Source organism: Giesbergeria sp. (assembly GCF_028686475.1).
Classification (GTDB): domain Bacteria; phylum Pseudomonadota; class Gammaproteobacteria; order Burkholderiales; family Burkholderiaceae_C; genus Simplicispira.
In genome coordinates this window covers 1-12,328 of record NZ_JAQUCA010000038.1, presented here as the reverse complement: position 1 = coordinate 12,328, position 12,328 = coordinate 1, and the positions used below count along the sequence as shown (strand labels likewise).

The window sequence follows — 12,328 nt, the reverse complement described above, 5'->3', positions numbered from 1 at the left end:
AAGAACTTCTTCCAGTCCGAACGAACTACCACGTGTTCTTGCGGATACACGAATGAGGTAAGAAAAAAGGTAGATAGCAATATGATGAAGAATCGGATTATCATTAAGTTTCCTTTGATGCCCAACGAAACAAGGTAACCGGCGGCTGAAAGCCGTCCGCGTTGACTGCCGCGTTAGAACCCAAGCCCACACAACAGCCACCCGAAGTCGGCAGCATAACCGGAAAAATGAACTTGCACCAGTGCCAAGAAGAACCCAAAAGTACCCGATAATAAACCAAAGACAAAATTTACTTTGAAAACACTGAAAAAATAAAAACCGAATTTTGATGCACTAGAAATAAGCGCTACCGTGAACAAACGCTAACGTAGAGATAACCGATGCTATGTAGCTTCATCGCGTAGTATCCAGCGATCGAAAAAAGCCAGGTTAAACCTAGTTATAAATATTATTTCGAGCCAACGAACCAACCAACTACCGTAAGCACAGCGGACACTACCGCAATAAGCAAACTCAATTCGACTCCGTGCTTTCGGATAAAGCCCTCTTCGTCCGTAATGCGAATTACAGATGATGGCAATAGCTTATTTTTTCCAATATATGGAATGGCTATGGCAAGCATAATAGCTATCCACCCAGCATAGAAAAATTTATCAATCACTTCACCTTTCGGAAGAAAAAAACCAGCAATTGTTGGCCCATTAGCGAGCAATAGTAAAATCCACCCTATCGGAGCTGCTACAAACCAGTGATACCAAAGTTTGTGCGTTTGAAAGAATGAGAAAGTAGTCTCGATAGCCCCTGCGCACCACGCTTCGTTGTCAGCCGATGCACTAACCCCCGCCTGTGAATTAAGTAATGAACTTGACTTTATTGAGATGCATCTTTTACTGGCCTGAGAAAACCATAAAGAAAATCTTGTGATATTTCCTTTTAGTTGAGGATACTGCTTTAGCTCTTCAATGGTGTCAAATTCTAACTCCTCAGATGGCAAGCTAATTTTTATGGTTGAGTAGACAGTTTGATTTTCATCGAATAAAGCGATCAGTCGTTTCCAAAGAATTTCTAACTCATCAACGTTAATTGAAAAAGCCGGAAGCCGTTTTTCGCGTTTAACTTCTCTTTTCATGTTGTTCCCAGGCAATAAGTGAGAAACGTATAACTGGGATTAGACGACGACTTCACGCTGGCCAGCAGTCGGATAAAATTGCACCATCCCACCTCCCTCTATAGGAAAAATCCAAGACCCTACCGTTTAGGCAAACCTAAATTTTTGCGGATGCCCATCCCCACCTACACGCCCAACACCCAACACCAAGCCCGCCTCAACTGCTGTGGCGCATAGGCATTCTTTTACATGCCCAGCATTACAGCACATGTCTAAGTTAAACTAGCTGCAAATGAGCCTCGTAACCTCGTAGCAACCCAACATCACCATAACAGGTGCACAATTTTGTTACGGTGGGCGGGTGTTGGTCTTGAAGATGTTGGGTTATATCCGTAACCCAACCTACGCTCTGCGCCTACGCCCTGCAGGCTAACCCAATCTACCGCCCTCACGCTACCAGCGCAAACCGCTCATCCAGCACTGCGCGCAACGTGCACAGGGTCACAGGGGCGGATTCAGGATCGATGGCGGCACGTAGGGCTTCGTTCATCATGGTTTGATAACCACGCCCCGACGCCTCAGCTTTGACACGAAAAGCCTCAATCACCACACCGCGCTTTCCTTTGCTGAAATCGTATTCTTTAGGCATCGTAGTTCCGTGCCTCATCCGGGCTAGCTTGGCGGGTGGAGTTCAACGTACTGCCAGCGCCAGCTTGCCCAGTTGCAAGGCCAGCCGCTGCAAAGCCTGCCAAGGTTGTTGCGGCCAATCGGCCACCGGCAGCCCTTTAACGATGCCATCGACCTTGTGTGCCGACTGCAACAGCCGCGCCAGTGCAGCATCGCTGGCACGCGGCAGCAGGCGTTCAAACAGGCGCTCTTTGGCACCCCAGATGCGGTTTTCGCGCAGTGCGGTGGGCAAGGGCTTGCCCGCTTGGGTGGCATCTTTGACGCGCTTGAGCGCCCGAATATCCTCGGCCAGCGCCCAATGCACCAGCACGGCGGCCTCGCCCTCGGCCTCTAGGCCATCCAACATGCGCTGCACGCGCAGCAATTGGCCCGACAGTACCGCCTCGGACAGCTTAAACACATCGTAGCGGGCGACATTCAGCACCGCCGCCTCTACCTGTTGCCAGTGCAGTTCTCCGGGGGGATACAGCAGGGCCAGTTTTTGGATTTCTTGGTGCGCGGCCAGCAAATTGCCCTCCACCCGGTCGGCAAAGAAGGACAAGGTGCGCTGGCCTTCCTCGCCCGCCACCACCTGCTGGCCTTGGGCAGCCAAGCGCTGGGCAATCCATTGCGGCAGGGCAGCGCGCTCTACCGGGTCAATTTGCACCGTGACGCCGTGGCTATCGAGCGCGCCAAACCAAGCACCGGTTTTGGTGGCTTTGTCTAGGCGCGGCAACAAAACCAGCGTCAGGGTGCTATCGTTGCCCGTAGCCGCCTCGGCCAATTGTTGCAGCGCTACGCTGCCTTCTTTGCCCGGTTTGCCCGAGGGGATACGCACTTCGATGATTTGCTTGTCAGCAAACAAACTCAAGGAGCCACCGGCGGCCAGCACGGCGCTCCAATCAAAGTGCGCGCCAGCCACGGTAAAACTACTGCGCTCGGTATACCCTTGCACCCGTGCCGCTGCACGAATGGCATCGGCGGCTTCTTGCTGTAGCAGAGGCTCATCGCCATGCAAGGTGTAGAGCGAGCGCAAGCCTTTGTGCAGCTGGGCGGCCAGTTGGTTCGGGGCGACGTGCATAGTGCCTTGGCGTGCTAGGGCAGGCGCACTGCGGCCAAACGGCGCAGCAGCTGTTGCACCAAATCAGTCTGCATGTTGCGGTACAGCAGCGCTTCTTCAGCCTCTTTGGCCAAAGCGATGGTTTCGCTGTAGCTGATGTCGCGCGTTTGCAGCAACTCGGTGGGTTCTAGCAGTTCCTCGCCTTTTTGGTCACGCAGGCGGAATTTAATCCGCAAGCGCAATTGCAATTCGCGCACTTGGCCCGAGGCGTTCAGGCCCACCACCGTGCGCTCGTTTTGCTCTTGCAGCAGCTCAAATACCACTTGCGCTTGGGGTAGCTGTGCTGGTTCGCGCCAAACTTGCAAGGCGGTGCTAGAACCGGCCAGCGTGCGTTGCAGCTCGCGCGCCAGCGGCGAGGCCACAGGGGCTTCGATATACATCGTCTGAAAAGCAAACTGTGGCACGCCGCGCAGCCGAAAGCCACAGGCCGCCAGCGCCAGCGTGCTGGGCAATGCCGCCAGCCAAGCCCGACGGCGCAAACCTGCCATCGCAGGAGCTGGGAGGGCCGCCATGCTTTAGACCACCAGGTTGACCAAGCGGCCCGGCACCACAATCACCTTTTTGGCTGCCGCGCCATTGGCTTGCTTGAGGAAGGCTTCGTGTGCCAGTGCAGCCGCTTCAATCTGTGCTTTATCGGCTTGGGCCGGGACAAAGAGGGAGCCGCGCAGCTTGCCGTTGATTTGCAACATCAGCTCAATTTCGTCTTGTACCAGTGCTTGGGCATCGACTTGCGGCCAAGGGGCATCGAGCAAATCACCCAAATGGTTGGCATAGCCCAATTCAGTCCACAGCGCATGGGTGATGTGGGGGGTAGCTGGGTACAGGCAGCGCAGCAAAATACCAAAACCCTCAATCAGGGCCACATGGGCACCGGGGCAATCCAGCGCCTTGAAGTCTTCCAAGGCGTTGAGCATTTTCATGGTGCCCGAGACCACGGTGTTGTACTGCATACGCTGGTAGTCGTAATCTACCTGTTTGAGCACGCTGTGCATTTCTAGGCGCAGGGCTTTGGCTTCTTTGCCAAAAGCCACCTCGTTCAGGCTGGCAGCACCGGCTACGCAGGCATTGGCAGCGTCTTTGTCCAGGGTGGACAGCTTGAGGGCAAAGTTCCATACCCGGCGCAAGAAGCGGTAACTGCCCTCGACAGCGGCATCGTTCCACTCCAGCGTCGCCTCGGGTGGCGCGGTGAACATGGTGTACAAGCGGGCGGTGTCGGCGCCGTATTTTTCAATCAGCTCTTGCGGGTCAATGCCGTTGTTTTTGGACTTGGACATGGTGCCCACGCCTTCGTAGTCAATCGGCGTGCCCACGGGCAAGGTCACGCCAGCACTGTCCACGGCATTCTTCAGCTTGGCCCCGATGACTTTGCCCGCGTCGTCCAAGATATGCTCTACATCGTGTGGCCAGAAATACTCTTTGGCCCCCTTGTCGGTGCGGCGGCTGTAGATGTGGTTCAGCACCATGCCTTGGGTGAGTAGCTTGGTAAACGGCTCATCCACTTTGACCAGACCCAAATCACGCATCACCTTCGTCCAGAAACGGGCGTACAGCAGGTGCAAGATGGCGTGTTCAATGCCGCCGATGTACTGGTCCATCGGCATCCAGTAGTTGGCTCCTTCGGCCACCATCGCCTCGGCATTTTTGGGGTCGCAATAGCGCATGAAATACCAGGAGCTATCGACAAAGGTGTCCATCGTATCGGTTTCGCGCCGGGCTGCTTGGCCGCACACCGGGCAGGTCACACCAGCATGGAAGCCTTCGTGCTTGTGCAACGGGTTGCCCGAGCCGTCCGGGATGCAGTCTTGCGGCAGCACCACCGGCAGGTCTTTTTCGGGCACGGGCACTGCGCCATGTTCTGGGCAGTGGATGATGGGGATGGGGGTGCCCCAGTAACGTTGGCGCGAGATGCCCCAATCGCGCAAGCGCCAAGTGGTTTTTTTCTCACCCAGGCCCAATTTTTCTAGCGCATGGGCCACGGCATCCACGGCCTCTGGGTAGCTCAAGCCGCTGAAGTTGTCCGAGTTGATGGTGACACCGCGTTGTTTGTCGGCGTACCAGTCTTGCCAGCGTTCAAAGTCAAAATCGGCTTCACCATCGACCTGCACCACTTGCAAAATTTCCAGCCCGTATTTCAGGGCAAAGGCAAAATCGCGCTCGTCGTGTGCTGGAACCCCCATTACGGCACCGTCGCCATAGCCCATCAGCACGTAGTTGCCCACCCAGACCGGCACTGGCTCTTGTGTCAGCGGGTGCGTGACGAACAGGCCGGTGGCCATGCCTTTTTTCTCTTGCGTGGCCAATTCGGCCTCGGTGGTGCCACCGTGTTTGCATTCTTCGATAAAGGCGGCCAGAGCAGGGTTGTTTTGTGCTGCATGGACGGCCAGCGGATGTTCTGGGGCCACAGCGCAGAAAGTCACGCCCATGATGGTGTCGGCGCGCGTGGTGAAGACGTACATTTTGCCGTCGCCAATCAGCGCACCATCGTTGCCCCGGATGTCGTGCGGGAAGGCAAAGCGCACGCCGGTGGATTTGCCAATCCAGTTTTCCTGCATCAGCTTGACGCGCTCGGGCCAGCCGGGCAGCTTGTCGCCCGTGACGGAGTCCAGCAGCTCGGGGGCGTAATCGGTAATTTTGAGGTAGTAGCCCGGAATTTCGCGTTTTTCTACCAGCGCGCCGGTGCGCCAGCCCCGGCCATCAATCACTTGCTCGTTGGCCAGCACGGTTTGGTCCACGGGGTCCCAGTTGACGACTTGGGTTTTGCGGTAGGCAATGCCTTTTTCCAGCATTTTCAGGAACAGCCATTGGTTCCATTTGTAATAGTCGGGGTCGCAGGTAGCCACTTCGCGGCTCCAGTCGATGGCCAAGCCCATCGCCTGCATCTGCTTTTTCATGTAGGCGATGTTGTCGTAGGTCCATTGCGCGGGCGGCACGCCGTTTTTCAGGGCGGCATTTTCAGCGGGCAGGCCAAAGGCATCCCAACCCATCGGCATCAACACGTTGTAGCCGCTCATACGCAATTGGCGCGTGAGCATGTCGTTGATGGTGTAGTTGCGTACATGGCCCATGTGCAGTTTGCCGCTGGGGTAGGGCAGCATGGAGCAGGCGTAGAACTTCTTTTTGTTCTGGTCTTCCGTGACGCGGTAGGCATCATGGGCAATCCAATGGGCCTGTGCGGCGCTTTCGATTTCGGTGTGTTGGTATTTGTCTTGCATGGGGGTATCGGTAAAAATGGGGTCAGATAATCATGGCACAAAGAGAAGCCCCGAGGCAAAAATACGACGATGGGCTGATATCCAGCCTGCACATGCACGAGAGCCAACTCAATGGCCGGGTACGGGTAAGCACCCTGCGCCAGCTCAGCTATATCAGCGCCAAAGCACTCAATCCACTGTACGCCATGCGCTGGAACATTGAGGTCGATTTTAGGGTGATCAAGGCGACGCTAGGGATGGATGTGCTGCGCCGCAAATTGAGAATTGCTGGCTGCCTATCGAATAAGTAGCCAGACCGCCCAACTGCTGGTAGGCTGTGGTTTTTTGTTCTTTCTATGCCCGCACCAGCCGCTCCTGCCCCCTGCCCTGCGGCCCCTGCGCCCGCTGCCCTCAGTGCGCCACAAAAGGCCCTGCGTAAACTAGGCTTGGTGCGCCCGATAGATTTGGCCTTGCATTTGCCACTGCGCTACGAAGATGAGACGCGCATCATCCCACTACGCAACACGCGCGAGGGCCAAACGGTGCAAATTGAGGCCACCGTGACCGCCTGCGAGGTAGTCTTGCAACCGCGCCGCCAATTGCGCGTGCTGGTCGAAGACGACAGCGACAGCTGTGAATTGCGCTTTTTTAGCTTTTACCCCTCACAGCAAAAAACCATGAGCGTCGGGGCGCGCTTGCGTATTCGCGGCGAAATCAAAGGCGGGTATTGGGGCCGCCAAATGCTGCACCCGGTTTTCCGTTTGGCCGAAGGTGAACTGCCCACCGCTTTAACGCCAGTCTATCCAGCATCGGCAGGTTTACCGCAGCCGTATTTGCGCCGCGCCATTGTCACGGCACTGGGGCGGGTGGATTTGTCCGAAACCCTGCCACCAGGCGCACCGCCACCGCCCTTGCAATGGCACAGTGGCAGCCAACAGCTCTGGACTTTGCGCGAAGCGCTGATGTTTTTGCACCATCCCGCGCCCGATGTCGCCTTGGCCACGCTAGAAGACCACAGCCACCCAGCGTGGCAGCGCCTCAAGGCCGAAGAACTGCTGGCGCAACAACTCTCGCAAGCGCAATCGCGCCACGAGCGCGGACAATTGCGCGCCCCAGTGCTGGATGGAGGTGCTGGAGCGTCGGAGGTGCTGGATGGCACGCCACTGTTTAAGCAATTAGAGCAAGTGCTGCCCTTTACCCTGACCAACGCCCAAATGCGCGTGGTTGCAGAAATCGCCCAAGACTTGATTGGCCCCAAGCCCATGCACCGACTGCTGCAAGGCGATGTAGGCTCGGGCAAAACCGTGGTGGCAGCACTGGCCGCCACCATCGCCATAGATTCGGGTTGGCAATGCGCGCTGATGGCCCCAACCGAAATTTTGGCCCAACAGCACTTTACCAAGTTGATCGGCTGGTTAGAGCCGCTGCTGGCGGCGCGCGGGCTATCGGTGGCTTGGCTGGTGGGCGGACAAAAGAAAAAAGAACGCGCTGCCATGCTAGAGCGTATCGAAAACGGCCAAGCCGCGTTGGTGGTTGGCACCCATGCCGTGATTCAAGAACAGGTGCGCTTCAAAAATCTGGCACTGGCGCTGATTGACGAGCAACACCGCTTTGGTGTCGCCCAACGCTTGGCCCTGCGGCAAAAGCTGGCCGCACAAGGCATGGAACCCCATTTGCTGATGATGACGGCCACGCCCATTCCGCGCACCTTGGCCATGAGCTACTACGCGGATTTGGATGTCTCGGTGATTGACGAGCTGCCACCGGGGCGCACCCCCATCGTCACCAAAACCATCAGCGACAGCCGCCGCGATGAACTCATCGCGCGCTTAAAACTGCAAATTGACGCTGGCCGCCAAGCCTATTGGGTTTGCCCACTGATTGAGGAAAGCGAGGCGCTCGACCTGTCCAACGCCACCGCCACCCATGCCGATTTGTGCGCGGCCTTGCCGGGGGTACAGATTGGCCTGCTGCACTCGCGACTGCCCAGCACCGAAAAAAAAGCCGTGATGGCCGCTTTCAGCGCCGGAGAGCTGGGCGTGCTGGTCAGCACCACGGTGATTGAAGTGGGCGTGGATGTGCCCAATGCCAGCTTGATGGTGATTGAACATGCGGAGCGCTTTGGCCTGAGCCAACTGCACCAATTGCGTGGCCGCGTCGGACGCGGAGCCGTGGCTTCGGCTTGCGTGCTGCTTTACTCCACCGGCGACAATGGCCGTTTGGGTGAAGTAGCGCGCGAACGTTTGCAAGCAATGGTCGAAACCAACGATGGCTTTAAAATTGCCCGGCGTGATTTAGAAATTCGGGGGCCGGGTGAGTTTTTAGGCGCGCGCCAATCGGGCGATGCCATGCTGCGCTTTGCCGATTTGAACACCGATGGCCTGCTGCTCGATTGGGCCAAAGCACTGGCCCCGCCGATGCTGGCGCAACACCCCGAACTGGCCCAGCGCCACATGGCGCGCTGGTTGGGTGGCAAGGCCGAGTTTTTGAAGGCTTAAATGGTGGGATGATGGTAGGTTTTGTTGCTTTGCCCTCCCTACGATGAACACCCCCACCCTCCCCCCGATTGCCGCCCGCGCCCAACTGCTGGCCGAGGCCGGTTATTTTGCCCCCGACAGCGACGAGGCTGTGCCCTCGCCCTGCATTGCCGTGTGTCGCATGAACGCTGACCAAAGCCACTGCGAAGGCTGTTTTCGCAGCATCCCCGAAATTCGTGCTTGGGCGGGTGCCGATAGCAGCGCGCGCTTGGCAATTTGGCATCATCTGGCGCAGCGCGCAGGCTTTGCTTTTCCTTCTTCTCCCGCTGCCGCTGCCGCGCAGAAAACCTAAGCCATGAAGCACATCACTTTTTACCTCGATTTCGTCTCGCCCTATGCTTGGTTGGCTTTTGAAAAATTGCCGCACATGCTAGAGGGCTTGAGTTACAGCATCGAATACCGCCCGGTGCTGTTGGGCGCATTGTTGCAAGCCCAAGGCAACCCCGGCCCAGCGGGTATTCCAGCTAAACGCGATTGGACCTATCGCCACGTCACTTGGATGGGCCAACGCTTGGGCATTCCACTGCAAATGCCAGCGCGCCACCCTTTTCAGCCCTTGCCTTTGTTGCGCTTGGCCTTGGCTTACAGCATGGATGGCAGCATTAACCGTTTTACGGCGGGCGCATTTTTGCGCCATGTATGGCAAGGCGGCCAGGATGCCTTAGACCCGGCGCGCCTAGAAGCCTTGGGCGCGCTGCTGTCTGAGCAGCAGCAGGGCAGCAGTGGCCTAGACCCCAAAGATTTACTCTGGGCCAACACCGAAGCCGCCGCCGACCGGGGCGTGTTCGGCGTGCCTGCCTTTGAGGTGGATGGCAAAATTTTTTGGGGCTTTGAAAGCCTGCCCATGCTACGCGCCTATTTAGATGGCGATGCTTGGTTTGATACCCATTGGCAAGCAGCAGGCCAAGTGCCCAGCGGCTTGCCGCCAGCCAGCCCCAAATCGGCGTAAACGAGGTTTTAACTTGGCTGCAAAAAGTTGCCTAACATGGCATGACCATGCTCGGTCAAGATGCTCTCGGGGTGAAACTGCACGCCCTCGATGGCCAAAGTTTTGTGGCGCACGCCCATGATTTCGCCATCTTCGGTCCAAGCAGTAATCTCTAGGCAATCGGGGCAACTGGCGCGTTCAATCGCCAGCGAGTGGTAGCGGTTGACGGTAAATTGCGCGGGCAAACCGGCAAACACGCCCTGCTGTGTGGTGGTGATGGTGCTGGTTTTGCCGTGCATTTGCTGTTGTGCGCGCACAATGTTGCCGCCAAAGGCCGCCCCAATCGCCTGATGGCCCAAGCAAACCCCCAAAATCGGCAGTTTGCCAGCAAAATGCTGGATGGCCGCCACCGAGATGCCAGCCTCGGCGGGCGAGCATGGCCCCGGCGAAATCACCAGCCGGTCCAATTGCCCAGCATCTAGCCGGGCTTGAATCTCCGCCACGGTAATCTCGTCGTTGCGAAACACGGCTACCTCAGCTCCCAGCTCGCCAAAATACTGCACGATGTTGTAGGTAAAGCTGTCGTAGTTATCGACCATCAAGAGTTTCATAAAAATATTTAAAAATCAGGGTGCATGAACATCCACTTGCATCACACCTTGGGTGCCCCCGACCAGCGCCCGCTGCACCAAGGTATCAATCGGCTCATGGCGGTAGCACACCGCGCGCAATAGCATGGGCAGGTTCACCCCGGTGAGTAACCGGCTTTGCGGGCATTGCTGCACCAAACGTTGGGCGATATTGCTGGGGGTGGCACCAAAAATGTCGGTCAGTACCAAAGTGGGGATGTGGCCCAAAGGTTGCAACAGCTGCACCGCTTGGGCCAAGGTGTCTTCTGGCGCGGCGTGGGCTGGCACATCGAGTGCCAACACGCTATCGCCACAATCGGCCATGACGTGCAGCGCACATTCGCGCAGGGCATGGGCCAGGGGGGCATGGGCAAGCAAAAGGATGCGCGTACTACTCATCATATAGCGGTGGGGGCGGTGCAGTCAGGTGTGTGCATTATGGCGGGCTGGCCGTGCAGTGGCCGCCGGTTTGTAGGGATTTGGCCTTTTGCCGCCTGCTCTGGCGCACAATCGACCACCAATTTTTAGCACATGGATAGCTGGTATGCACATCAAAAAAACCGTTGGGGCCTTGCTGCTGGCTGCCTTGGTCGGCATAGGCGCTTGGGTGGCGTGGGACACGGGGCGCACGCCCGCGCCAGAATCGAGTTTTTTGCTATTGGATGGCTCGCGCCACAGCAGCGCAGAGATGCGCGGTAAAGTGACGCTGGTTAATTTTTGGGCCACCAGCTGCACCACCTGCGTGGCCGAGATGCCAGAGCTGGTAGCCACCTACCAAAAATACCAAGCCCAAGGCTTTGACACCTTGGCCGTGGCCATGAGTTATGACCCGCCGCAGTATGTGCTCAACTTTGCCCAATCGCGCCAGTTGCCCTTCAAGGTAGCGCTGGACAACACCGGGGCGGTGGCCAAGGCGTGGGGCGATGTGCGCCTGACACCCACCACCTATTTGGTGAACAAGCGCGGCGAAATCGTTAAAAGCTATGTCGGTGCCCCCGATTTTGCCGATTTGCACCGCCTGATTGAAAAACTGTTGGCAGAGACCTAAAGCCTCCCGCATGGCCTCCGCGATGAGCAGCCTCGTAGGTCGGGTTAGCGCAGCGTAACCCGACAAGTGATTCCACCCCCCCCAACCCATGCGTTATCGACGTGCATTTATCCCCGGTGCTACGCTGTTTTTTACCGTAGTGACACATCAGCGCCGTCCGGTTCTGGCTTCAGCAGAGGCCATTGATGTTTTGCGCGCAGCTTTTCGCACCGTGCGCCAAGCGCGTCCCTTTTACATTGATGCGATGGTTGTTTTGCCCGATCACTTGCACTGTATCTGGACACTGCCACCGGAGGATGCTGACTTTGCTACCCGCTGGCGTTTGATAAAAACTTGGTTTACCAAGCACAGTCCGACGGCACTGCGTGCCCCACTAGACGCTGCGCGCGCTGCCAAACAAGGACAAGCCCTCTGGCAGCACCGCTATTGGGAGCATGTAGTGCGTGACGCACAAGACTATGTACGCCACGTCGATTACATCCATTTCAATCCAGTGAAGCATGGGTGGGCCGCATCGCCAGCGGCTTGGCCTTATTCCAGTTTTCAGCACCACGTTACTGCAGGCACGTACCCGCCCGATTGGGGCCAAGCCGCGCCGGATTCGAAAGGAATGGGCCGTGAGTGATCTCAACCACCCCGTAGGTCGGGTTAGTCCAAAGGGCGTGACTCGACAACCATGTTTTCAAGATAGCAAAAATCAATCAAATTGAATTTTTGATAGATAAAATCATAAGATTAAAACGCCCTTAACTCTACCTTAAAAGGTTAATTCCTCGCGGGGCACTGTTTTCGATTGCACCGCAGATCAACCTTATTTTTTGGAGCATGACATGAAACATCAATACTGGGCAGTGGGCGCAATGTGGGGTGGTGGTAAAGACGGTGACGCTTACGACGAATTTATCCGTTTTAAGTGCTGGTATTCTGGCTATTCACATCAGGAACAACCAGCGCAAGTCGAACGTATCAATCACCTGAATCCGTGAATTCATGTCAAAAATCTCCAGCTCCCCTATTGAAATCAATAGTTTAGGCTCCAAATACTGTTCACCCAGCAGGTGAATCCCCATGCCCAATTTCATTCTCAAACAGTTGCCCTAC

General features: G+C 56.6%; 14 protein-coding genes. 7 read left to right on the top strand and 7 right to left on the bottom strand.

Annotated elements, in window-relative coordinates; genetic code table 11:
* Positions 1-448 precede the first annotated feature (448 nt).
* From PHX60_RS15280 to leuS, 5 genes are all read right to left on the bottom strand, one after another.
* Positions 449-1,129, bottom strand: coding sequence for a hypothetical protein (locus PHX60_RS15280; protein ID WP_300079491.1), 681 nt, complete (start codon positions 1,127-1,129; stop codon positions 449-451).
* A gap of 427 nt (positions 1,130-1,556) precedes the next feature.
* Positions 1,557-1,757 carry a BrnA antitoxin family protein gene (locus tag PHX60_RS15275; protein ID WP_300079489.1) on the bottom strand — a complete coding sequence of 67 codons (201 nt, stop codon included), beginning with the start codon at positions 1,755-1,757 and terminating at the stop codon, positions 1,557-1,559.
* A 42-nt stretch (positions 1,758-1,799) separates the two neighbouring features.
* Positions 1,800-2,855 carry a DNA polymerase III subunit delta gene (gene holA, locus PHX60_RS15270; RefSeq protein WP_300079486.1) on the bottom strand — a complete coding sequence of 352 codons (1,056 nt, stop codon included), beginning with the start codon at positions 2,853-2,855 and terminating at the stop codon, positions 1,800-1,802.
* A 14-nt stretch (positions 2,856-2,869) separates the two neighbouring features.
* Positions 2,870-3,382: an LPS assembly lipoprotein LptE gene (gene lptE / locus PHX60_RS15265; protein ID WP_300079495.1), complete on the bottom strand. Its 513-nt coding sequence runs from the start codon at positions 3,380-3,382 to the stop codon at positions 2,870-2,872.
* A 27-nt stretch (positions 3,383-3,409) separates the two neighbouring features.
* Positions 3,410-6,106 (bottom strand): leucine--tRNA ligase, encoded by a 2,697-nt coding sequence (gene leuS, locus PHX60_RS15260; protein ID WP_300079484.1) that lies wholly within the window; start codon positions 6,104-6,106, stop codon positions 3,410-3,412.
* A 32-nt stretch (positions 6,107-6,138) separates the two neighbouring features.
* Here leuS and PHX60_RS15255 point away from each other — a divergent pair, with 32 nt between their 5' ends.
* Genes PHX60_RS15255 through PHX60_RS15240 form a run of 4 tightly spaced genes read left to right on the top strand, consistent with a single transcriptional unit; the run spans position 6,139 to position 9,571 of the window.
* Positions 6,139-6,396, top strand: a complete 258-nt coding sequence (locus tag PHX60_RS15255) for a hypothetical protein (RefSeq protein ID WP_300079482.1) — start codon at positions 6,139-6,141, stop codon at positions 6,394-6,396.
* A gap of 45 nt (positions 6,397-6,441) precedes the next feature.
* On the top strand, positions 6,442-8,583 hold the full coding sequence (recG, locus tag PHX60_RS15250) for an ATP-dependent DNA helicase RecG (protein WP_300079481.1): 2,142 nt from the start codon (positions 6,442-6,444) through the stop codon (positions 8,581-8,583).
* A gap of 43 nt (positions 8,584-8,626) precedes the next feature.
* Positions 8,627-8,914 carry a DUF1289 domain-containing protein gene (locus PHX60_RS15245; RefSeq protein ID WP_300079479.1) on the top strand — a complete coding sequence of 96 codons (288 nt, stop codon included), beginning with the start codon at positions 8,627-8,629 and terminating at the stop codon, positions 8,912-8,914.
* A 3-nt stretch (positions 8,915-8,917) separates the two neighbouring features.
* A complete protein-coding gene (locus PHX60_RS15240) occupies positions 8,918-9,571 on the top strand; it encodes a 2-hydroxychromene-2-carboxylate isomerase (protein WP_300079477.1) in 654 nt (217 codons plus the stop codon).
* An 8-nt stretch (positions 9,572-9,579) separates the two neighbouring features.
* Here PHX60_RS15240 and PHX60_RS15235 read toward each other — a convergent pair whose 3' ends face one another.
* Positions 9,580-10,161, bottom strand: coding sequence for an aminodeoxychorismate/anthranilate synthase component II (locus tag PHX60_RS15235; RefSeq protein WP_300079475.1), 582 nt, complete (start codon positions 10,159-10,161; stop codon positions 9,580-9,582).
* Positions 10,162-10,176: 15 nt separating this feature from the next.
* Entirely contained in the window at positions 10,177-10,578 is a 402-nt protein-coding gene (locus PHX60_RS15230; protein ID WP_300079493.1) for a PTS sugar transporter subunit IIA, read from the bottom strand.
* 145 nt (positions 10,579-10,723) lie between these two features.
* Here PHX60_RS15230 and PHX60_RS15225 point away from each other — a divergent pair, with 145 nt between their 5' ends.
* From PHX60_RS15225 to PHX60_RS15215, 3 genes are all read left to right on the top strand, one after another.
* A complete protein-coding gene (locus tag PHX60_RS15225; RefSeq protein WP_300079473.1) occupies positions 10,724-11,227 on the top strand; it encodes a TlpA disulfide reductase family protein in 504 nt (167 codons plus the stop codon).
* Positions 11,228-11,315: 88 nt separating this feature from the next.
* The gene (locus tag PHX60_RS15220; RefSeq protein WP_300079471.1) at positions 11,316-11,852 is read left to right on the top strand and encodes a transposase; all 537 of its coding nucleotides are present in this window, start codon (positions 11,316-11,318) and stop codon (positions 11,850-11,852) included.
* 205 nt (positions 11,853-12,057) lie between these two features.
* Positions 12,058-12,213: a hypothetical protein gene (locus PHX60_RS15215; RefSeq protein WP_300079469.1), complete on the top strand. Its 156-nt coding sequence runs from the start codon at positions 12,058-12,060 to the stop codon at positions 12,211-12,213.
* The last annotated feature ends 115 nt before the right edge of the window (positions 12,214-12,328 follow it).

Excerpts from the sequence above, each read along its gene's own strand:
- PHX60_RS15280 (WP_300079491.1), bottom strand. The coding sequence starts at position 1,129 with ATGAAAAGAGAAGTTAAACGCGAAAAACGGCTTCCGGCTTTTTCAATT.
- PHX60_RS15275 (WP_300079489.1), bottom strand. The coding sequence starts at position 1,757 with ATGCCTAAAGAATACGATTTCAGCAAAGGAAAGCGCGGTGTGGTGATT.
- holA (WP_300079486.1), bottom strand. The coding sequence starts at position 2,855 with ATGCACGTCGCCCCGAACCAACTGGCCGCCCAGCTGCACAAAGGCTTG.
- lptE (WP_300079495.1), bottom strand. The coding sequence starts at position 3,382 with ATGGCAGGTTTGCGCCGTCGGGCTTGGCTGGCGGCATTGCCCAGCACG.
- leuS (WP_300079484.1), bottom strand. The coding sequence starts at position 6,106 with ATGCAAGACAAATACCAACACACCGAAATCGAAAGCGCCGCACAGGCC.
- PHX60_RS15255 (WP_300079482.1), top strand. The coding sequence starts at position 6,139 with ATGGCACAAAGAGAAGCCCCGAGGCAAAAATACGACGATGGGCTGATA.
- recG (WP_300079481.1), top strand. The coding sequence starts at position 6,442 with ATGCCCGCACCAGCCGCTCCTGCCCCCTGCCCTGCGGCCCCTGCGCCC.
- PHX60_RS15245 (WP_300079479.1), top strand. The coding sequence starts at position 8,627 with ATGAACACCCCCACCCTCCCCCCGATTGCCGCCCGCGCCCAACTGCTG.
- PHX60_RS15240 (WP_300079477.1), top strand. The coding sequence starts at position 8,918 with ATGAAGCACATCACTTTTTACCTCGATTTCGTCTCGCCCTATGCTTGG.
- PHX60_RS15235 (WP_300079475.1), bottom strand. The coding sequence starts at position 10,161 with ATGAAACTCTTGATGGTCGATAACTACGACAGCTTTACCTACAACATC.
- PHX60_RS15230 (WP_300079493.1), bottom strand. The coding sequence starts at position 10,578 with ATGAGTAGTACGCGCATCCTTTTGCTTGCCCATGCCCCCCTGGCCCAT.
- PHX60_RS15225 (WP_300079473.1), top strand. The coding sequence starts at position 10,724 with ATGCACATCAAAAAAACCGTTGGGGCCTTGCTGCTGGCTGCCTTGGTC.
- PHX60_RS15220 (WP_300079471.1), top strand. The coding sequence starts at position 11,316 with ATGCGTTATCGACGTGCATTTATCCCCGGTGCTACGCTGTTTTTTACC.
- PHX60_RS15215 (WP_300079469.1), top strand. The coding sequence starts at position 12,058 with ATGAAACATCAATACTGGGCAGTGGGCGCAATGTGGGGTGGTGGTAAA.